Source organism: Algibacter sp. L1A34 (genome assembly GCF_009796805.1).
Taxonomy (GTDB): domain Bacteria; phylum Bacteroidota; class Bacteroidia; order Flavobacteriales; family Flavobacteriaceae; genus Algibacter.
The window spans coordinates 1757075-1778765 of record NZ_CP047029.1 but is presented as its reverse complement, the minus strand read 5'-3'; the positions used below and the strand labels follow the sequence as shown (position 1 = coordinate 1778765).

Genomic DNA, 21691 nt, shown 5'->3' with positions numbered 1-21691 from the left:
TAAACCTCATAAAAGTTAAACACAATGAACGAAGACATTCAATTTATATTAGACAGCACAAGAGAGTCGATGGATAATGCCATTAAGCATCTTATAAAACAATTTGTAAATATTAGAGCTGGTAAAGCTAGCCCTGCAATGCTTGGGAGCGTAATGGTAAATTATTACGGTTCGCAAACTCCAATTGGCCAAGTTGCTAATATAAATACACCAGATGGTAGAACTATTACCGTACAGCCATGGGAAAAAAACATGCTCCAAGAAATTGAGCGTGGTATTGCATATGCAAACTTAGGTTTTAACCCTATGAACAATGGAGATACTATTATTATCAATGTACCACCATTAACAGAAGAACGTCGTATAGATTTAGCAAAACAAGCTAAAGCGGCAGCGGAAGACGCTAAAGTAAGTATACGTGCGGCTAGAAAAGATGCCAATAATGATATTAAGAAAAATGAAGATGTATCGGAAGATATAAAAAAGAATACAGAAATAGATGTACAACATATAACGGATAAACACGTTAAAAAAGTAGATGAACTTTTCGATATAAAAGAGAAGGAAATCATGACTGTTTAAGTCCAATTTTTATTTCAGTTAAAAAATATAAAGCGGCAAATTTGTCGCTTTTTTTATCATTTTATTCCTTTTATTTTAGATGAAACATTTTGTGTTGTTTTTATTTATTTTATTCTCTATCGCTTTAAGCGCACAAATAGAAAATGAAGGTACAACGGAACCTGCGCAAGATTCTATTAAAAAGAAAGCCTTTATAAAACAACTTGGAAATGGTTTTTTTCCTACAAATTATTTTAATTTCGATTTAAGGTATTTAATAAAATACAATCAATACGAAGGAATAAGAACTGGTTTAGGCGCCGAAACAAACAAAGCTTTTTCCGAAAAATATCGAGTTAACACCTATTTAGTTTACGGTTTTAGAGATCATAGATTTAAATACAGTTTAGGAGGTGGTTTTCGTTTGGCCGAAGCTTCGGATACCTGGATAAACTTATCTTATACTGATGATTTACAAGAAACAGGAAGCACCAAATTTTTAACTGATAATCGATTCTTCCAATTTTTCGAGCCTCGATTACTTAATATTGATTTGTTTCATAAACACATCACAAAATCGATAGGTATAGAGCACCAATTTTCATCACATATTTTAACTGAAACCCAATTTTCTGCTAGTAAAATATCTCCAACCTATAGTTACGGGTTTAATCTTAATGGAAATGTATTTACCAATTTCAATATCAGTACCGCTAAAACCGCATTGCAATGGAGCCCATTTAGTAAATTCGAAGCCACGGAGGATGGTATAAAAGAAACTAAAGACGGTTTTCCTAAATTCACATTTCAATACACTAAAAGTTTCAAAAATATTATAAAAGGTGATTTTAATTTTTCGAAATTCGATTTTAGAACTATATATCAAATTGGTGATCCTAAAAGAGCCTATTCTAGAATAACATTAGTTTCAGGATTTTCTAGAGGTGATACTCCTTTAACACATTTATATCACGCTTATCCAAACAACATTAATAAAGAAACCATTTTACAGCGGTTCTCGGTAGCTGGTTTAAATAGTTTTGAAACCATGTTCTTTAACGAATTCTTTTCAGATAGGTTCGCTACTTTTCAGTTTAAGCATTACTTAACACCTTTCAATATTTCCGAGCGTTACAAACCTCAAATGGTTTTGATAACACGATATGCTATTGGAGACATTAATAATCCTGAACGTCACCAAAACGTTACTTTTGGTTCATTAGAAAAAGGTTATACCGAATCGGGTTTTGAACTTAACAAACTCCTTTTTGGTTTTGGTTTAAGCTTCACTTACCGTTATGGCGCCTATCACTTGCCGGAAATTGGTGACAATGTTGCTTTTAAGTTTACATTTAACGTCACTTTATGAAGTAATCCGTTCCTTTTTTCTACCTTTGCGCTTCTTTTAAATAGAGCATGTTTAAACTTTTTACTAAGAACTTCTGGGACATAATTGCGAGATTAATTTTACGCAATAAAATCATTATACTTGTTGTTATTCTTGCAACAACAATTTTCTTTAGCCAGCAGTGGGATAAAATGCGGTTTACCTACACCGAAGCTAATTTATTACCCGATAATCACGAGGTTAATATTGTATACAAAGATTTTCTAAAAGTATTTGGGGAAGAAGGTAATCTAATTGTGCTTGGCGTAAAAGATTCAACACTTTTTACTGTTGAAAAGCTAAATGCTTGGAACAATCTATCTGAAAGTTTTAACAATTCATCTGATGCAGTTGAATCTGTAATTTCAATAAAAGAACTTCAAAAACTTGTAAAAGACACCAAAAACGAGAGATTTAATTTAGAGCCTTTTATTAAAGATTCTATTTCGTCGATGGCTGAAATTGAAACGTTAGAAAACGATCTTTTCAAAAAATATCCATTTTACGATAATTTCTTATTTAATAAAGACACAAAAACAATTCGCTCGGCTATTTACATGAATAAAGCCATTGTAAATACATCTGCTAGAAAAGATTTTGTGATGGATGTTTTAATTCCAAGAGTTAAAGCATTTGAAGACAAATACGATTTAGATGTGCATATTTCGGGTATGCCCTATATCCGGACTTTGAACTCTACCAATATTGTTGACGAAATAGGCCTTTTTATTGGAGCTGCCTTATTAGTTACTTCTATTATATTCTTTTTCTTCTTTAGATCGTTCCGTGCAACACTTATATCAATTGTTGTGGTCTGTATTGGTGTCATGTGGACGCTAGGAATTATTGGTTTATTAAACTACGAAATCACAGTTTTAACAGCATTAATTCCTCCATTAATTATTGTTATTGGTATTCCAAATTGTATTTTTCTGATTAATAAATATCAGCATGAAGTAAAATCACATGGTAACAAAATAAAATCTCTACAGCGGGTAATTACAAAAATTGGTAATGCCACGTTAATGACGAATGTAACTACAGCATGTGGTTTTGCTACATTCATTCTTACTGAAAGCAAACTTTTAAAAGAGTTTGGTTTAGTAGCTTCATTAAGTATTTTTTCCATTTTTATATTATGCATTCTTATTATTCCAATAATATATTCCTTTTTACCTTATCCAAAAGACCGCCATTTAGAGCATCTAAACAAACGTTGGATTGGAGGTTTTGTAAACTGGATGGAGCTTATGGTAAGAAAAAAACGTATTGCTATCTATATTACATCTATAGTTTTGCTTGCGTTAAGTATAATTGGAATTTTTCAAATAAAAATTTCGGGCAGTTTAATAGAAGATATGCCTCAGGAATCGGAATTTGTTCATGATATTCGTTTTTTTGAACAAGAGTTCAACGGTATAATGCCTTTGGAAATTATGATAGATACTAAACGCAAAAAAGGCGTCATGAAACTATCGACTTTAAAACGGATGGACGAGCTTGAAGAACTTATTGTAGAAACTCCAGAACTTTCAAAACCTATATCAGTAGTCGGTTTAGTGAAATACTCCAAACAAGCCTACTATAACGGAAATACTAAATTTTATCAACTGCCAACTTCACAAGAAAATAGTTTTATTTTATCATACGCTAAAAACTCTACAACTAATAGTGATTTACTTAGTGATTTTGTTGATAAAACTGGACAGTATGCACGTATTACCACCTTTATAAAAGACTGTGGGACGGATAGAATGGAACGTATTCAGGAAAACCTTCAAGATAAAATTGATAAAGTTTTCTCTAAAGACCGTTACAATGTTACCATGACTGGTAAAGCATTGGTTTTTCTAAAAGGAACAAAGTATTTGGTTAAAAACTTAGCCATTTCACTATCCTTAGCAATTTTCTTAATTGCTCTTTTTATGGCATACATGTTCCGTTCAATACGGATGATAGTTATTTCATTAATCCCAAACCTACTACCTTTATTAATAACGGCAGGTTTAATGGGCTATTTAGGTGTACCAATAAAACCATCAACCATTTTAGTTTTCAGTATTGCTTTTGGTATTTCTGTAGATGATACTATTCACTTCTTAGCAAAATACCGCCAAGAACTGCAAGCCAATAACTGGAAAATCAAGGTTTCAGTTTATGGAGCTTTACGCGAAACAGGCGTTAGTATGTTTTATACATCTATTGTCTTATTTTTCGGTTTCTCTGTATTTACCATTTCAAGTTTTGGTGGTACAGTGGCTCTTGGTGCTTTAGTGTCCGCTACCCTACTTTTCGCAATGCTTTCAAATTTATTATTGCTACCATCCTTATTGCTGTCTTTAGAGCGCAGTATTGCTAATAAAGAAGTATTACGTAAACCGTCTATTAACATTATTCCTGAAGAAGACGAGCAAACAGATGAAAATTAGTTGTTTTAATTACACTTTAGAACAACATTTAGCCGATTAAATCAAAAATTTCATAATTTTTCGAATTTATTATTTGAATTTTCAGTACTGAAACCATTATATTTACAGTTCAAAACTCGTTTATATGCAATCACCTACAGTTTCAGAATTATTATCACAAAACACATCTTTACTTGAAGTTGATATAAAAGGCTGGGTTAGAACCTTTAGAGCTAATCGATTTATCGCTTTAAATGATGGTTCGACAATAAATAACATTCAATGTGTTGTAGATTTCGAGAATTTTGATGAAGTCCTTTTAAAACGAGTAACAACAGGTGCAGCGATACATATAAAAGGTCAATTAGTAGAAAGTCAAGGTAAGGGCCAAAAAGTTGAAATTAAAGTCGCCCATTTAGAAGTTCTTGGAGATTCCGATCCTGAAACTTATCCTATTCAACCTAAAAAACATTCTTTTGAATTTTTAAGAGAAAATGCACATTTGCGCACCAGAACAAATACGTTTAGTGCCGTAATGCGATTACGTTCAGCGCTTTCTTTTGCTGTACACAAATATTTTAACGAAAACGGCTTTTACTACATGCACGCTCCAATTATTACAGGAAGTGATGCGGAAGGTGCTGGAGAAATGTTTAAAGTTTCAAGTTTAGACAATAAAAAATTACCTTTAGATGAAGAAGGAAAAGTAGATTATACTAAAGATTTCTTCGGAAAGGAAACAAACTTAACCGTTTCTGGCCAGTTAGAAGCTGAAACTTACGCCATGTCGTTAGGGAAAGTATATACTTTTGGCCCTACTTTTAGAGCTGAGAACTCAAATACATCAAGGCATTTAGCCGAATTCTGGATGATAGAACCTGAAGTGGCTTTCATGGATCTATCAGGAAATATGGACTTAGCCGAAGATTTCCTTAAATCGGTAGTTACCCATATACTAGCAAATAATCGTGAAGATTTAGAATTTTTAGAAAAGCGTTTATTAGACGAAGAAAAAACAAAACCACAGGCTGAACGTAGTGAAATGAGTTTAATTGAAAAATTAAATTTTATTACAGAAAACAACTTCAAACGCGTAAGCTATACCGAAGCCATAGATATCTTAAGAAACTGCAAACCCAATAAAAAGAAGAAATTCAAATATCTAATTGATGAATGGGGAACAGATTTACAAAGTGAGCATGAGCGTTTCTTAGTAGAAAAGCACTTTAAATGTCCTGTAATCTTGTTCGATTATCCTGCAGATATTAAAGCCTTTTACATGCGCTTAAATGAAGATGGAAAAACCGTTCGTGCAATGGATATTCTATTTCCAGGTATTGGAGAAATTGTTGGAGGAGCGCAACGTGAAGAACGTTTAGATGTTTTAAAACAAAGAATGGCAGCCATTGATATTCCAGAAGAAGATCTATGGTGGTACTTAGATTTACGTAAATATGGAACAGCAGTTCACTCTGGTTTTGGTCTAGGTTTTGAGCGTTTAGTAATGTTCGCTACTGGTATGAGCAATATTAGAGACGTTATTCCATTCCCTAGAACACCACAAAACGCAGAATTTTAATAAAATTTAACCTGATAATTAAGGTTATACTTGGCTATTAGCAATGCTTTTATTTATCTTTGATTGGTACTAATTAAACCTAATCTTTGATTTATTTATTCCTAATCATTATATTTAGTTGGCCATTCAACCTTAATTCAAATCATGCTTAAGCAATATCTACAATTTAAACTATCGCAAAAACTGTCGCCGCAGCAAATTCAGTTAATGAAACTGATCCAGTTACCTACGCAGGCTTTTGAACAACGTTTAAAACAAGAATTAGAAGAAAACCCAGCATTAGAAGGCGGTAAAGAAGAAAACGACAGTGATTACGATTCTGATTTAGACAATTCAGACGATCTTGGAGATAGCGAAACAATAAATACTGAAGACATTAATGTTGATGAGTATTTAAGTGACGATGAAATTCCAGATTACCGGATGCAAGCTAATAATTATAGCGCTGATGATGAAGAAAAAACGATGCCTTACGCAGCGGGAACATCATTTACACAGCATTTAATAACTCAATTAAACACTTACAGGCTATCGGAAGAAGAGCGAGATATCGCAGAATTTCTAGTAGGAAGTGTTGATGAAAGTGGATATATACGTCGTGAGCTAAGCGATATTATGGACGATTTAGCCTTTACTCAAAACGTATATACAGAAGAAGAACGTATCGAAAAGGTTTTAAAAATTGTGCATCAATTAGATCCAGCAGGTGTTGGAGCTCGTAACCTTCAAGAATGTTTAAGCATTCAATTACATAGAAAAAACAAAACAGCCGATACTCAATTGGCTATAGATATTATAGATTCGGCTTTCGATCAATTCACAAAAAAGCACTACAAAAAGTTGCTTCAAAAATTTAGCATTTCCGAAGATCAACTTAAAGATGCTATAAAAGAAATTGAACACTTAAATCCAAAACCAGGTGGTTCCTATGCAGGGAACAACCGAATTGTTGAGCACGTAGTTCCAGATTTTGCTATAAAAATTGTAGATGGCGAATTAGAATTAACCCTAAATGGCCGTAATGCTCCAGAACTACATGTTTCTAGAGAGTATAACAACATGCTAAAAGGCTACAAGGAAGCTACCGATAAATCAAAATCCCAAAAAGATGCCGTTGTTTTTATTAAACAAAAATTAGATGCAGCCAAATGGTTTATTGAAGCGATAAAACAACGCCAACAAACCTTATTTGTAACGATGAGTTCAATTATGCATTACCAAAGTGAATACTTTTTAACAGGTGATGAGCGTAATTTAAAACCGATGATTCTTAAAGACATCGCCGATGAGATTTCGATGGATGTTTCTACGGTTTCTCGTGTGGCAAACAGTAAATATGTCGATACGCCTTATGGTACAAAATTGATTAAAGAATTCTTTTCTGAATCAATGAAAAACGATCAAGGTGAAGATGTTTCTACTAGAGAAATAAAGAAAATTTTAGAAACGGTTATTGAAGAAGAAAATAAGAAAAAACCGTTAACAGATGAAACTTTAGCTTCAATTTTAAAAGAAAAAGGTTATCCAATTGCACGCAGAACAGTTGCTAAATATAGAGAGCAACTTGATATTCCTGTAGCTAGATTACGTAAAAAAATATAATGGATAAACTGCTTAGAAGTATTTCATATATCTTCCACCCTTTATTAATACCAATAGCTGGTGTATCGTTCTATTATTATATTTCACCGCGCTTTGTGGCTGAAGAAATTGTTCAAGCCAAGCTAATTTCATTATTTATCCTTACGGTAATATTGCCCATTTTAACATTTTTCTTATTAAAAACATTAGGCAAAACACATACTATCCATTTAAAAACCACTAGAGAGCGCGTATATCCATTGGCATTAAATTGCTTCATACTTATTCTGGTTATAAAACGTATAATAACAGCGTCTCAATCTCTAGAATTGTATTACTTTTTTATCGGAATATTAATCTCTAATATGGTGTGTTTAACGCTAGCTATTTTTAAATTCAAAGTAAGTATACACATGATCGCTATATCTGGCTTATTTATGTTCTTTATAGCCCTTGGCGTACAGTTTAGTATAAATATTTCTGGAACACTCGCCTTTATGGCTTTCGCAATGGGTGCGGTGGCAACATCTAGATTACATTTAAATGCTCACACCTCTCGAGAATTAATTTTCGGATTCTTTGTTGGATTAATTCCGCAGTTAGTTTTGGTTAATTTTTGGATGTAACTTTCTTTACAAAGCATCTTTCCATGGAATTACGAAAAAACCTGCTAGTTTTCCGTCAGTATCTAAAACCGTCCTCACTTCCACATCAGAACCAAGTTTAAAACCTCCTTTAAACCTATATATTTCATATCTTCCATTTGTATCCTTGATCAACATAGAATGAAATTTCAAAGATTCATAATGCCCTAAAAGGCCTTTAATTTGCAGATAAGTTTCTTTTTGAAGCTTTTCATCAAGTGCACTTATCATTTTAGGACTTGCTTCATCTGTTGATAACGGATAGAAACCACCAGATTTTTGAGATTTTAAAATATTATCCGATAAACGCTCAACAAACTCTAATGTATCCGGATCAACATTCAAAACATTGTTTTTAGCCGCTTTATCTTGGCAATTAAGCATTAGAATAATTCATGAAATAGCGATAAAAGAATTAAGCTTCTTCATATGGGTTTCTTAAAGAATTATAAAATGTAAAACATTAACCCAACCCTAATAGCATGCATATCCATACTTTCTCCACTAAGCTTAGCATCTTTAGAAAAAACAGGATTTAAGGCATAATACAAATGTAAATTCCAAGTGTTATAACCTGCACTTATGGTTAAACCATATTGCAACTTGTTAAAATCTGCAATATTAGTGTATTTAAAGTTCCCTAAGTCACCATCGTACTTTGTAGTGTTCGCTAACATGTAACTGAACTTAAAACCCGCATAAATACGCCAAAACTCATAACTGGTAGCTGTAGATGTTCTCCATCTAAACTCCAAAGGTATTTCTACAAAGTGTCGTGAAAATTTATTTTTTGTATACGTATCAGAATCAAGAACACTATAGCTAATTAATCCATCATCATCTTTTTGAATCAATAAATTTTGAACGTAAGAATTTACAGAAAGACCAATTCCAAAACCTATAGCCTTATTTCTTGCCGTATTAATTGGCATATCTTTTATAAACCCCAAATGAATACCACTAGAAAACCCACTTTGTGATACATCATCTGGTCTTAAACCAAGTAAGTTATAAGTTACTCCTAAATAGAACTGATCTTCTCTATAATTATTATCTACATCAATAGTAGGATTATCACCTTCTTGTGAAAAACAAAGATAAGCGTTAGAACAAAACAGCAGAACAAGTAGTAGTCTTATTTTTATCATTCTAGATAACGTTTAGTATTTTATTATAAATCAAAAACAAATAATTTATAAAATAGTAAAAGGCGTTTTGATTACATCAAAACGCCTTTTACTATAAAATTAAGAGTGTAATATTAATTTCTTCCAACAACACTACCCTTTTTAGTGGTATAGTTTATTTTAAGAGCATTAACTTTACGTAATTCTTGTTTAATATCACCAATTAATCCCATATTAGCATTACTATCAACTTTTAAAGCTGTAGTTAAAAATGGAATTAACTCCTCTCTTTTAGAGGCGCGCTCTGCATTAATAAACGCAGCGATCTCAGAAACATCAGCAAACTTGTCGTTCAATTGAATTCTCGACTCATTTCCATATTGCTTGTAGTTTTCACTTGGTTTACCTGCATAAATGTACATTACCAAATCCTTTTTATCAAGTTTTTCAACCTGATCAGCAAAAGGTAAATTATTTTCAATCATTAAGGTGTTTTGCCTCATTACTGTGGCTACCATGAAAAAGAATAATAACATAAATACAATATCTGGTAAAGACGCCGTATTAACTGCTGGCATATCGCCACTTTTTTTCTTTTTAAATTTAGACATATTTAATGAATGTTAAATTATTTTTGTACTTCTGAGAGTTTTTGAGGATACTCAGCTTTAATCTGATCTATCTTCTTTTTTAACTCTGTTTTATTCCCAGGCCAATTAACATCCTTTGAATTGGCTTCCAATTCAACGAAAGACATACCGAATAGGCCTTGGGCTCTCTTGTTTCTTAAATCGTTATAAGCTGCTACTAATTCATTCTGTACAGCAATATACGTTTTGTAAGTGGTCTCTCTATCATTTGCTAAAGAAATGATGGCTTTATCAGGATTATCAGATGAATCAGGATCTTTTTTTCCTGTACAATAATCACAAGATTTGTCACCGCCATTATCTAAAAAAGCAATGGCTGCTTTACGCAAATCTTTAAGCTTCATTGGTTCATCTTCAACCAATAAATCATCATTCTTATTTACAATAACTGTAAAAATATTTTTTTGCTTAATAACAGGTGGATCTGTTTGTTCTTCCATTGGAGGCAGTTTTCTGTTAATACCAGAATCTGTTTCAATAGTTGTTGTTACTAAGAAAAATATTAATAATAAGAAAGCAATGTCGGCCATTGAGCCTGCATTAACTTCTGGTGCTGCTCTTTTTGCCATAATTTATTTATTAAATATTTTTTTTACACCACCGTATAGCATTGATCCAATTGCTATAACTGCTAAAACGTAAAAAGCATATAAACCTGCCCCTACATTTTTAGAAATACTTTCGGTAATACCAAGACCTTTATCATTAAATGGTTGTAAGTCTAAATCGGTACCCGATGACATGGCATAAGTTATAAAAATAACTGCTAAAAAGGCTCCTACAGTCATCAAAGTTTTTTTGATATCTCCTGTAACTAATCCTTTCAAAACAAATATTAAAACTAACGCTATTACTAATCCTAGTACAGCGTACGTAACATATAGTATGTTATCAATCATAGCGTCTGACCCCGTCATGATCATCAGCGCAAAGATAGAGCCAAGAATCGCGAGAGCAAAAGCTACGATTTTTATTATTTTGTGAGTATTCATAATTTTTTCAGATTTTAAATTATTACTTTTTGTGTCTAATCAATAGATCCATTAACGTGATAGAAGCATCTTCCATGTCGTTAACAATACTATCAATTTTAGCAATAATATAATTGTAAAAAATTTGAAGAATAATAGCTACTACAAGACCAAATACTGTTGTTAAAAGTGCTACTTTAATACCACCTGCAACAAGAGAAGGTTGCATATCACCAGCTGCTTCAATTTTATCAAAGGCTTGAATCATACCAATTACCGTACCCATGAAACCAAGCATTGGTGCAAGAGCGATAAATAATGAAATCCAAGAAACATTTTTCTCTAATTGTCCCATTTGAACACCACCGTAAGCTACAACAGCTTTTTCAACAGCTTCAATACCTTCATCATTTCTATCTAAACCTTGATAGTAAATAGATGCGATAGGCCCTTTAGTGTTTCTACAAACTTCTTTTGCAGCATCAACACCACCAGAGGTAAGTGCATCTTCAACAGATTGCGTTAATTTTTTTGTGTTTGTAGTTGATAAGTTTAAAAAGATAATTCTCTCAATAGCGATTGCTAATCCAAGAATTAGACATAATAGTACAATACCCATAAAACCTGGACCACCTTCAATAAAACGTTTTTTCAAATCTTGATGAAATCCAACATCTGCTACAGGAGCTTCATCATCTTGAGTTAAAGTAGTAGTAGTTACAGTCGTTACAGCTGTACTTGTGTTTGCAATTGTTGTTGCATTTGCAGTTCCGAATGCCATCATTACTGTAATGGCAAGGATAGAAAATAATCTTTTCATGTTCTAAATCTTAATTTTATTAGTTAAAGTGTTAAAGATATAAAAAAAAAGCAATTAAAAATAAAAAAATTTAAGCAGAGAGGAAGGGATTCGAACCCTCGATACCCTTTTGAGGTATACACACTTTCCAGGCGTGCGCCTTCGACCACTCGGCCACCTCTCTTTTTTTAACAGCTTTTATTCTAGGGCTCAAATAACAAAAAAAACTCCGAACGCTAAAATTTTAACAGTTAATTTTAAGTCAATTCTCCTATTAAAGATGTTTCATAGGTGGTTTTGAAGCTTTTAGCCTCAATGTTTTTCCCTAATAAATACATTAACTTGGCTATTGCAGCCTCTGTTGTTATGTCTTTCCCGGAGATTACACCTACTTTTTTTAACATATCACTGGTCTCATAGTGCCCCATCATGACACTTCCGCCAGAACATTGCGTAATATTGATGATATGTATGCCTTTTTCAATGGTTTCTTTTAGCATATTTATGAACCACATTTCGGTAGTACAATTTCCAGAACCATAGGTTTCCAAAATAACCGCTTTTAAATTTGGAGTGTTAAAAATATTTTTTAATACAACTTTAGAAATACCTGGATAAAGTTTAATAAGAGCAATATCTTCATCTAATTTTTTATGAACATGAAGTTTTTTACTTCCGTTAGGTTTAAATAAATATTTATGCTTTATTTTTAAATGAACACCAGATTCTGCTAAATCTGGATAATTGAATGAAGCAAACGCCTGAAAATGCTCTGCATTAATCTTCGTTGTCCTATTGGCGCGATATAATTTATATTCAAAATACAAACAAACTTCTTGCACCACTGGTTTTCCTTCGTCTTGTAAAGACGCCACTTGGATTGATGTAATTAAATTTTCTTTAGCATCGGTTCGTAAATCTCCAATTGGTAATTGCGAGCCTGTAAATATTACTGGTTTTGCTAGATTCTCGAGCATAAAACTTAAAGCAGATGCTGTATAGCTCATAGTATCACTACCATGAAGCACAACAAAACCATCAAAATCATTATACTTTTCCTCAATAACCTCAACCATTTGCACCCAATATTTGGGATCCATGTTACTAGAATCAATGGGCTTTTTAAATGAAAAAGTTTCAATATTACAATCCAACAACTGTAATTCTGGAATTCGTTTTATAATATTTTTAAAATTGAACACTTTTAGCGCTCCCGTTTTAAAATCTTTCACCATACCAATGGTACCGCCAGTATATATAAGGAGTATTTTTGGTTTCATATATTAAATTTTAAAAATAGCTTTTGAATTTGCTGTTGTGATTTCGGCTAGTTTTTCTTCGGAAACATTATATATACCAGATAGTTTTTCTAACACCTTTAATATATAAGCACTTTCATTACGTTTTCCACGGAATGGTACTGGTGCTAAATAAGGCGCATCGGTTTCCAAAACAATGTGTTTTAAATCTATTTCATTTAAAAATTGATCTATTTTTCCGTTCTTAAAAGTTGATACCCCACCAATACCTAATTTCATATTATAAGAAATCGCTTGGTGAGCTTGCTCTAAACTTCCGGTAAAACAATGGAAAACTCCAAATAAATCATCCCCTTTTTCACTTTCTAAAACCTCGAAAACTTCACCGAAAGCTTCTCTACAATGAATAACTATGGGTAGTTTATATTTTTTTGCCAACTGTATCTGATGTTTAAATGCAGCTTTTTGAATCTCTAATGTTGATTTATCCCAATATAAATCGATACCAATTTCGCCAACAGCATAAAATTTATGATTAGCGAGCATATGTTCTACATGCTCTAGCTCGTCTTTATAATTATCTTTTACATGTGTTGGATGCAAACCAGACATTAAAAACATATTTTCGGGATAATCTTTTTCTAATTGAAGCATAGCTTCCGTGTATGTAGAATCTATCGCTGGAATAAAAAAACGAGTAACACCTTGCTCAATGGCTCGAGAAATCATTTCGTCTCTATCTTCATCAAAGGCTTCACTATATAAATGAGTGTGTGTATCTGTAATAATCATTCGGTAAAAATAATGAAGTATTTAAATTTGTCGAGGTATTTAGCAATTAGATTAATAAAAAAGACCTGCAAAGCAATAAACTTAACAGGTCTTTATTTCTATAATTTACTTTTTTAGCGTTATTGTTAATCCAATTTATTTAATAATTTCTGTGCACGCTCATAATCATCAGCTTCTTCGGGAACCGTTTTCAAGATATCAACACAGGCCAATTCATCATTTTGTTTCAGTTTACTTAAAGCTAAATACCAAATAGCTTTGTTTTTATATACTGAATTTCCGTTGGCTATATCCGTTAATAAATCGTCTGCTTTTTCATAATTATCCAACTCTATATTGCTAATAGCACTGTAAAGATTAAACTCTACATTATTTTGATCTATTTGAATTAATTGAGCGAAAGCCATTTCCGCGGAAGCGAAATCTCTAGAATTAAATGCGCTTTCGGCTGTTTTTAAAAGGTCATCATTCTCCCCTCTAACCGTTAAACTTACGGCATCGTAATTATTAAAATCACTGTACGATGGACTCGAAAACTGGCTAAAAGTAAAAACACCAAACATTAAAATCACGCAAGCTGCAATAGCATATTTATAAAATGTAAAGGATTTTTCGTTACTTTTCTCTTCCGTAACAACCATTTTTTCTTTAAAATATTTACTTGAAATAGTATTTAAATTTTCTTTAAAAGCTACCGATTCGGTTTCGTTCCCATATTTATCACTTAAATAATGAGATAGATTTTTATAAGTCTGGAACGCTTCCGCGAAAGCGCTATTGGTATTTAATTTATTTTCAAAAACTTTGGCTTCTGTTTCCGTAAGGTTTCCGAAAAGGTAATCTTCAAATTGAATATAATCTTGCTCTTCCATGATGGTTAATTTTTAAATTGGTTAAATTTAGGCGACTCGCGAACCAACTCGGTTAGTTTGCCAATACACAGTGATTTCTTTTTGCGTGCATAAGCATAGGTTACATTTAAACTTGCAGCAACTTCTTCCATTGATTTTATTTTGAAAGTTGCTTTCAACAAATCTTGACATGCGTTACCTAATTTTTCGAACATTTCGGCAAATAAAGCTTGTTTTTCACCAAATACCGAAGTTTCGAACGCTAGTTCTTGAGCCTCATCTCCTTTAGATAACACTTCCTCATTAATTGTTACCTCCTTATTGGAAGATTTTTTTAAAACATTCAACCACTTTCTTTTACATAACAAGAAGAAGTAAGCATCGAAAGGGCAGGTTAATTGCAAATTCTTTTCGCTTGCTTGGTTGTAAATGGTTATTAGAGTGTCTTGTATAACATCCTGAGCTTGGTCACTATTACCACTATTCTGTTTAATGTAATTAATCACTTTCGGCACAAACTTATCATAGATGGCTTGTATAATAAAACTATTGTTTTTTAATAAACCATCGATATATTTCTGGTCTTCGTGTATTTTTTTTTCACCCATTAACCCTTGTATTTGCAACTAATGTAAAAAAACTTTCAAATAAAAGGGTAACAAATTTAAAATGGTTTTGATATAAGGGTGTAACAGTCAAAATGGCAAACAAATTTAAAACAGAAATTAACAACAATAAATTATGAAAAATTTAAAACACATTTTAGGAACTCTATTTGTAACGGCAATTCTTTTTACAAGTTGTGATGAAAAAAATGACGACGTAGATATTATTGTTCGTGCAACAGCCGATGAGTATAATAATTTACAAGATGAAGCTATAGAAGGCTTAACACAAAATTTCCTGTTTAACGCGGAAGATGGATGGGTTACATTAACCTCCGAAAACGGCGTATCTATATCGCTTAACGGAGATTGCTTAACTTTAAATGGAAACGCTATTACTGGCCAAGTCGATTTAGAGTTCGTAGAACTTTTTGATAAAGGAAACATGCTTGTAACAAACAAACCCACCATGGGCTTTACACCAGATGGAGATAAAGCATTGCTTTTAACGGGCGGTGAGTTTTTTATAAATGCAACACAAAATGGCATTAATTTAGAACTGGGATGCAATATGCAATTAGGAATCCCTACCAATTTAACTGGTGGAGCTGATAACGATATGACTCTATGGGAAGGCACTATTGACGAAAATGGAAATCTTGCATGGGAAGAAGACGACAAAGATAACCCTGCCCAACGTGGTGTTTTTGCAGAAGGTAACGAATATTATGCTTTTTTAGGTGATTTTGGATGGTCTAACGTAGATCGTTTTTACAATGATCCTCGTGAAAAAACAACTATTTTAGTTGGTGTTCCGGAAGGTTACGACAAAACAAACTGTTCCGTGTTTTTATCTTACGATGGTGAAGACTCTGGCTTAGCAAACTTAGATACTTATAATGTAGATTCAGGTTTATTTAGCGAGCATTACGGTCAAATCCCAATAGGATTAGAATGTCATGTAATTTTTGTAACCGAAGAAGCTGGCGATTGGAAATACGCTGTACAAGCTGCAACTATAGTAGAAAACGGCATAATTACAATTACAGATAACGAAACATCTATTGTTACCCAAGCACAACTTACATCAATAATAAACGCATTACCATAAACCTTTTTTTGCCCCACTTTTCTCTCCTAAAATTTAAAGCGAGTTCAGTTTAACCTAAATTTTAACCCAGAAACTTTTTGTTTCTGGGTTTTTAATTTCAAAAAAAATTTAAAAAACAGGGTAACAAAATGTATTCCAGGTTGATATATTAATATGAAGAAGAACGTGTTTTTAAAAATATTAATCGTTTGCATTATAGTAATACTATGGGCAAATCTAGCCATAATATATATGCACTTTTTTAAATAAACGAAAAACATGGCAATTAATTAGTAGACCTCACACAGAATTGAAGCATCAAAATATTTTTTCGTCTTAAAAACATTCTCTTTTGTATATTTATAAACTAACTAAACGGTTCTATGAAAAAATACCTCACCCTTTTTCTAACTTTAACTTTACCTTTATTTATTTTTGGACAAGCACCAATTAACGATACCATTACTAGAGCCGCAACAATTAAAACAAACATAGTAGGTAATTCGGTTTTGTTAACTCCAGAAACACCAGCTTTAAATCAAATAGCAGGTGCACCCAAAGCATTTTACACCCATTACTGGGAAATGGGAGACGGCAGCTATAGCAAAGAAGCAACACCAAAGCATACTTACAAACAGAAAGGTGAATATGAAATAAAATTATGGGCAACCAATAATTACGACACCGGTAAACCACCAACTACTCGCCCTAAAAAAATAAAGATTAATTCAGTTACCGATGATTATCTAGATGAAGCATCTATGGAAGACGATTTCACTCTTAAACGAAATCGCGAACCTGTTCCAGAAGAAGAAATTGTAACCATTTTAAGTTACAAAAACATTAAAAACTACACGACCAACGGGAAAATCTATCTGTTTTTTAATGAATTGAAATATAAAGCCAATAATTTTGAATTAACAGATACTAGATTCCATCACAATGAAAAAAGCGTTTTAACCGGTGCTTTTGCTTCAACCCAAAACATTGAAAACAACAATACGTATTTAGCGTCCTTAAATGATGAAGCCACAAATTTCAGGAATATATCACAAGATACTACCATAAAAACAAATTTACCTTTAACCCTATCCCAAGCCCAAGCGGTGTACAAAAACTGGCGCGTTTTAGAGTTCGACAACATGGAACCTGAAGAAGAACGTAATATTTTTTTCAGTTTAAAAACCACTCCAGAAATGGTTAAAGATACTAGTGCCATAATTTCTGTTCGTGGTATTTATGTGCCAGATGCCAATTACGATAACCACAAAGTAAAAGATATGGAAATGGAAATTGTAACCTCGCACGATCCTAATAAAATGTCGTCTAACGGGACATTTATGAATTATCGCCTTGTCCGTTTTAAAACTTTAAAGTATAAAATTAAGTTTCAAAACAACGGTGAAGGCCCTGCAAATACCATCCGTTTAGAAACCGATATTCCAGAAATGTTAGATAAATCGACTTTAAAAGTTGTCGATATGTATCCTAAATGCGACATATGCCCCAAACGAGATGTTCTCTATAGTTGTCTAGATACAACATTCACCAAAACCCAAGCTATTTTCACCTTTAAAAACATCTATTTACCTGGCAGCGAACAGAAAAACGTAAAAGAATACGATTCCACAAAAGGTTTTGTAAAATACAGCGTAAAGTTTGCTAAAGATTTTCATAAAGTAAAAACCAAAAGTAGAACCGCAATTATTTTTGATAAAAACGACCCGATAATTACTAATTATTCTACAACTCGATTTTTACCAGGGATTTCTATTGGAGCAAAAATGGGTTATAACTCATTTTCCGATTTACGAAATTCCGAAAGTTATTTTATTGGAGCTACTCTATCTCCATATAAATCGTATAGATTATATTGGCAGATTGAACTTATGAGTAATTTTCATAATTATGATAGCAACATAGATGTGATTGAAGAATTTGTAGATGATGCCGCACAAGGTTTTAGGTATTTACAACGTACAACTACCCAAACCACATACAAAAACATAGATTGGGATGTTCCCGTTTTATTACGCTATAATTTAAATAACTTTATAGGTATAGGAGCAGGTTTACAAAACACTATCTCTTTAAGTGAAAAAAGTACACAAAATACATTTACAGAACAGTTTGAAGGCGACGCAATAGAAAAAAATCTTTTTAATTCTTTTGAAGAAAGCAGCAGCACCAGCGAATCCTTCACCAATTTACGCACTGGGTTGTTATTTGAAGCTACAGCTGGTTTTGCCAGAATAGGCCCTAGTTTAGGCGCAAGATACATCATGAATTTTGAAGAAGACTTCAACTATTGGCAATTTTATGCTATTTGGAAATTTTAAGTTTAATAATCCATAAAATCTATTAGGTTCTAAATTATTGTTGTAAAACATAACATGAAAAAACATTACTTTCTTCTTTTTTTTATCACCGCATTTAGTTTCGCCCAAAACTTAGAAGAAACTATTTATTTGGCCGCGGAATCTTTTATTGGAAATCAAAACAGCACCTCGCTTCAGGTTTTAGACAAAAAAGAAAGTGCTTTTAAAATTGAAGTAACATCTAAAGATGAGCAGCTCGCTTTGGTGTTTCTACAAACACATAAAGCCTTTTATTTATTCGAACAATCTAAATTAACAAAAGCGATTAACACTTATGAAGATGCTCTAATCCGTTTTAATGATAACCAGCTTTCAAAAATTTCAGATTTCGATATTATAGAAAATTGTTTAAACCCGCTAGGTACTTTATACACAAAAACAGGCGATTTTACCAATGCGCTAAACACTATAAATCAATATATATATTTAGCTGAAAAAACTAAAAACACAGCACATCAAGTAAGTGGTGTTATTAATCTAGCTAAATTATATTTCACTTTAGGAAGGCATAAAACGGCAATAGAAACTATAGATGACGGTTTAAAAATTAAAAATATTTCTGAAATTCAAAAAGTACATTTACTTCAAATAAAAACAGAAAACCTAACCGTTTTAAATCAATTCAACCAGACCTCAAACTCTAAAAACATAAGAAGTAATTATTTATTTCATTTAAAAAACAAAGATTTTCCAAAAGCCTTAGACTCTTTTTATTCCTATAAAAATATTCAATTAAAAAATAACATTACAAAACGTGAAGAAGCCCAACTCTATATTGAAGAGGCTCAACTTTATTTTCTTTTGAAACAACAGAAAAAAGCTTTATCGTTTTTACAATCGGCAATAAAAACGTTATTACCACAATTTAAAAACAGCGGATTGCCAAGTAAAAATGAACTATACGCCGACAATAAATTTATGGATATTTTCGATTTGTATGCCGAAATAGAAACGAACCCTGAATTAGCATTACGGAGCTTGGATCTTAGTTTTTACGTTTCTAATTTATTACAAAGTAGCTGGACCTCTCAAGAAACCAAAATTTTAAACGAAACGAATAACAGAATACGAAGTGAAAAATGTATCGATATTCTTTTTGATACTTATCGTGAAACTCAAAATAAATCGGTTTTAAAAACGGCGCTTCAATATGCAGAAAACAGTAAATCTTCAGTTTTAAAAACCTTATTTTCAAAAAAAACACGCTTACAACGTTTCCCAAACAATAGTTTACTAATTAAAGAATTCAGCCTCTTAAAAAAACAAGAACAACTCACTAGTTTATTGATTAAAGAAGGTTTGGGTTCTTCTAAAATTAATACTTTAAGCATACAACTTAGCGCAATTAGTATGCAACTGAAAGCCTTAAAAAAAAGGATTTCTAAAAAATTTCCAGACAAGGAATCTTCCATTAATTACAATATTCTCAACGCAAAATTATTAAAAGATGATACTGTTTTAACCGAATATTTTTATGGCAAAAAAAGTATTTACCAATTTATTGTTTCAAGTCAAGACATAAGCATCAACCGAATTGATTTTACTTCAGAAATAAAAAGACAAATTTCAGATTTTATTAATCTTTTTAATGCGCCTTCAACCATTAATAATGATATATCAAATTATACAGAACAGGGTTTTAGAATTTATGAATTATTAGGTTTTAATATGCTTTCATCTTTTAAAAATGTCATCATTATTCCCGATGGTTTACTGAGTTTTATACCTTTTGAAGCTTTACTAACGGAAGAAACAAAAACAGCATCTTACGCCAAAATGCCTTTTGTTATCAAAAAGCATAACATTATTTATAATACCAGTATTGCTCTATATTTAAATGAAACTAAAAAGAGAAGTAACAACAATGTTTTAGGTTTTTTTCCTGTTTTTGAAAACACAAATCAAACTTTAACGTATTCCGTTAACGAGGCTAAAGCGATTGAGAAACATATGCCCTCAAAACTTTTTATGCGAGCAGAAGCTACCAAAAACAACTTTTTTAAAAATGCTTCAAAATATGATATTATTCATTTATCAACCCATGCTAGCAGTGGCGATTTTGTAAAACCATCAAACCTATCATTTTTTGATAATACACTGTTTTTAAATGAACTCTATAGCCTAGATTTGAGTCCAAAACTAGTTGTTTTAAGCGCCTGCGAAACGGGCGTTGGTAAATTGTACAGAGGCGAAGGCGCTATGAGCGTAGCGCGAGGGTTTCAATATGCTGGCGCACAAAACATATTGTTTTCACTTTGGCAAATTAACGATTTATCGACTGCACAAATCATGGAATCATTTTACGAAAGCTACAACACATCCCAATCGGCTAATATCGCCAATCATGCTTCTAAGATAAGTTATATTGAAAATGAATCGATTAGCAATTCTAAAAAATCGCCTTACTACTGGAGCGCTTTTGTTTACTATGGAGAACTTACGGAACCGAAAACAAAAAACTTAGTAATTTATATTTGCATTGGGATACTAATTGCGCTGTTTATAGTATTTTTAGCATTGAAATTAAAAACTAAATGACAACAAACCTTCAAGAGTTCCTAATAAACAAGGGTTACACCAAAGTAAAGCTTCATTTAACAAAAACAAATCATTTTGAAATAAAAGCTACTATTAATGGAAAAAAAGGTTTGTTTATTTTAGATACAGGAGCATCTAGTTCTTGCGTTGGGTTTGAAGGGATTGAAACGTTTAATCTCAATGCCGAAGATTCTTTAATAAAAGCTGCTGGTGCTGGAGCCACAGATATGGACACCAAAATGTCTAAAAAAAATAAAGTCAAAATTGGAAAATGGAGTCACAATAAAGTAGTGCTCGTTTTATTTAATTTATCTCATGTAAACACAGCCCTTATAAACCATAACTCAAAGCCTGTAGATGGTATAATTGGTGCCGACATTTTGAAAAAAGCTAAGGGCATTATTGATTATGAAAAGAAATACTTGTATTTGAAGCTATAATCGTTTAAATTAGACGCAATAGCAATTAATA

At 32.2% G+C, this 21691-nt stretch carries 20 protein-coding genes and 1 tRNA gene; 10 read left to right on the top strand and 11 right to left on the bottom strand.

Annotation, left to right across the window (positions count from 1 at the left end; translation table 11 throughout):
* Positions 1 to 24 precede the first annotated feature (24 nt).
* From frr to GQR97_RS07570, 6 genes are all read left to right on the top strand, one after another.
* Positions 25 to 582: a ribosome recycling factor gene (gene frr, locus GQR97_RS07595; protein ID WP_158847089.1), complete on the top strand. Its 558-nt coding sequence runs from the start codon at positions 25 to 27 to the stop codon at positions 580 to 582.
* 79 nt (positions 583 to 661) lie between these two features.
* On the top strand, positions 662 to 1930 hold the full coding sequence (locus GQR97_RS07590) for a hypothetical protein (RefSeq protein ID WP_158847087.1): 1269 nt from the start codon (positions 662 to 664) through the stop codon (positions 1928 to 1930).
* Positions 1931 to 1977: 47 nt separating this feature from the next.
* Positions 1978 to 4377 (top strand): efflux RND transporter permease subunit, encoded by a 2400-nt coding sequence (locus tag GQR97_RS07585; protein WP_158847085.1) that lies wholly within the window; start codon positions 1978 to 1980, stop codon positions 4375 to 4377.
* A 124-nt stretch (positions 4378 to 4501) separates the two neighbouring features.
* Entirely contained in the window at positions 4502 to 5935 is a 1434-nt protein-coding gene (gene asnS / locus GQR97_RS07580) for an asparagine--tRNA ligase (RefSeq protein ID WP_158847083.1), read from the top strand.
* Between the two features lie 144 nt (positions 5936 to 6079).
* Complete coding sequence (rpoN, locus tag GQR97_RS07575; protein WP_158847081.1) at positions 6080 to 7537, top strand: RNA polymerase factor sigma-54; 1458 nt, start codon at positions 6080 to 6082, stop codon at positions 7535 to 7537.
* Positions 7537 to 8142, top strand: a complete 606-nt coding sequence (locus tag GQR97_RS07570; protein ID WP_158847079.1) for a hypothetical protein — start codon at positions 7537 to 7539, stop codon at positions 8140 to 8142. The genes rpoN and GQR97_RS07570 overlap by 1 nt, the downstream gene beginning before the upstream one ends.
* 6 nt (positions 8143 to 8148) lie before the next feature.
* Here GQR97_RS07570 and GQR97_RS07565 read toward each other — a convergent pair whose 3' ends face one another.
* The 11 genes from GQR97_RS07565 to GQR97_RS07515 form a co-directional block, all read right to left on the bottom strand.
* Entirely contained in the window at positions 8149 to 8544 is a 396-nt protein-coding gene (locus GQR97_RS07565) for a hypothetical protein (protein WP_158847077.1), read from the bottom strand.
* A 62-nt stretch (positions 8545 to 8606) separates the two neighbouring features.
* Positions 8607 to 9308, bottom strand: coding sequence for a porin family protein (locus GQR97_RS07560; RefSeq protein WP_158847075.1), 702 nt, complete (start codon positions 9306 to 9308; stop codon positions 8607 to 8609).
* 113 nt (positions 9309 to 9421) lie between these two features.
* Positions 9422 to 9898 carry an ExbD/TolR family protein gene (locus tag GQR97_RS07555; protein ID WP_158847073.1) on the bottom strand — a complete coding sequence of 159 codons (477 nt, stop codon included), beginning with the start codon at positions 9896 to 9898 and terminating at the stop codon, positions 9422 to 9424.
* A gap of 17 nt (positions 9899 to 9915) precedes the next feature.
* Complete coding sequence (locus GQR97_RS07550; RefSeq protein WP_158847071.1) at positions 9916 to 10506, bottom strand: ExbD/TolR family protein; 591 nt, start codon at positions 10504 to 10506, stop codon at positions 9916 to 9918.
* Between the two features lie 3 nt (positions 10507 to 10509).
* On the bottom strand, positions 10510 to 10929 hold the full coding sequence (locus GQR97_RS07545) for a hypothetical protein (protein WP_158847069.1): 420 nt from the start codon (positions 10927 to 10929) through the stop codon (positions 10510 to 10512).
* Between the two features lie 22 nt (positions 10930 to 10951).
* A complete protein-coding gene (locus GQR97_RS07540; RefSeq protein ID WP_158847067.1) occupies positions 10952 to 11728 on the bottom strand; it encodes a MotA/TolQ/ExbB proton channel family protein in 777 nt (258 codons plus the stop codon).
* A gap of 75 nt (positions 11729 to 11803) precedes the next feature.
* A tRNA-Ser gene (locus GQR97_RS07535) sits at positions 11804 to 11891 on the bottom strand.
* Between the two features lie 73 nt (positions 11892 to 11964).
* Positions 11965 to 12987, bottom strand: a complete 1023-nt coding sequence (locus GQR97_RS07530; RefSeq protein WP_158847065.1) for an asparaginase — start codon at positions 12985 to 12987, stop codon at positions 11965 to 11967.
* Between the two features lie 3 nt (positions 12988 to 12990).
* Complete coding sequence (locus GQR97_RS07525; RefSeq protein WP_158847063.1) at positions 12991 to 13758, bottom strand: TatD family hydrolase; 768 nt, start codon at positions 13756 to 13758, stop codon at positions 12991 to 12993.
* Positions 13759 to 13883: 125 nt separating this feature from the next.
* On the bottom strand, positions 13884 to 14630 hold the full coding sequence (locus tag GQR97_RS07520; RefSeq protein ID WP_158847061.1) for a hypothetical protein: 747 nt from the start codon (positions 14628 to 14630) through the stop codon (positions 13884 to 13886).
* Between the two features lie 5 nt (positions 14631 to 14635).
* Entirely contained in the window at positions 14636 to 15217 is a 582-nt protein-coding gene (locus GQR97_RS07515) for an RNA polymerase sigma factor (RefSeq protein WP_158847059.1), read from the bottom strand.
* A 133-nt stretch (positions 15218 to 15350) separates the two neighbouring features.
* On the opposite strand from GQR97_RS07515, the gene GQR97_RS07510 reads away from it, so the two are divergent.
* The 4 genes from GQR97_RS07510 to GQR97_RS07495 all read left to right on the top strand — a co-directional run bounded on the left by GQR97_RS07510 (position 15351) and on the right by GQR97_RS07495 (position 21660).
* Positions 15351 to 16325: a hypothetical protein gene (locus GQR97_RS07510; RefSeq protein WP_158847057.1), complete on the top strand. Its 975-nt coding sequence runs from the start codon at positions 15351 to 15353 to the stop codon at positions 16323 to 16325.
* Between the two features lie 362 nt (positions 16326 to 16687).
* The gene (locus tag GQR97_RS07505) at positions 16688 to 18643 is read left to right on the top strand and encodes a PKD domain-containing protein (RefSeq protein ID WP_158847055.1); all 1956 of its coding nucleotides are present in this window, start codon (positions 16688 to 16690) and stop codon (positions 18641 to 18643) included.
* Between the two features lie 54 nt (positions 18644 to 18697).
* A complete protein-coding gene (locus tag GQR97_RS07500) occupies positions 18698 to 21220 on the top strand; it encodes a CHAT domain-containing protein (protein ID WP_158847053.1) in 2523 nt (840 codons plus the stop codon).
* The gene (locus tag GQR97_RS07495) at positions 21217 to 21660 is read left to right on the top strand and encodes a TIGR02281 family clan AA aspartic protease (protein WP_158847038.1); all 444 of its coding nucleotides are present in this window, start codon (positions 21217 to 21219) and stop codon (positions 21658 to 21660) included. The genes GQR97_RS07500 and GQR97_RS07495 overlap by 4 nt, the downstream gene beginning before the upstream one ends.
* Positions 21661 to 21691 lie beyond the last annotated feature (31 nt).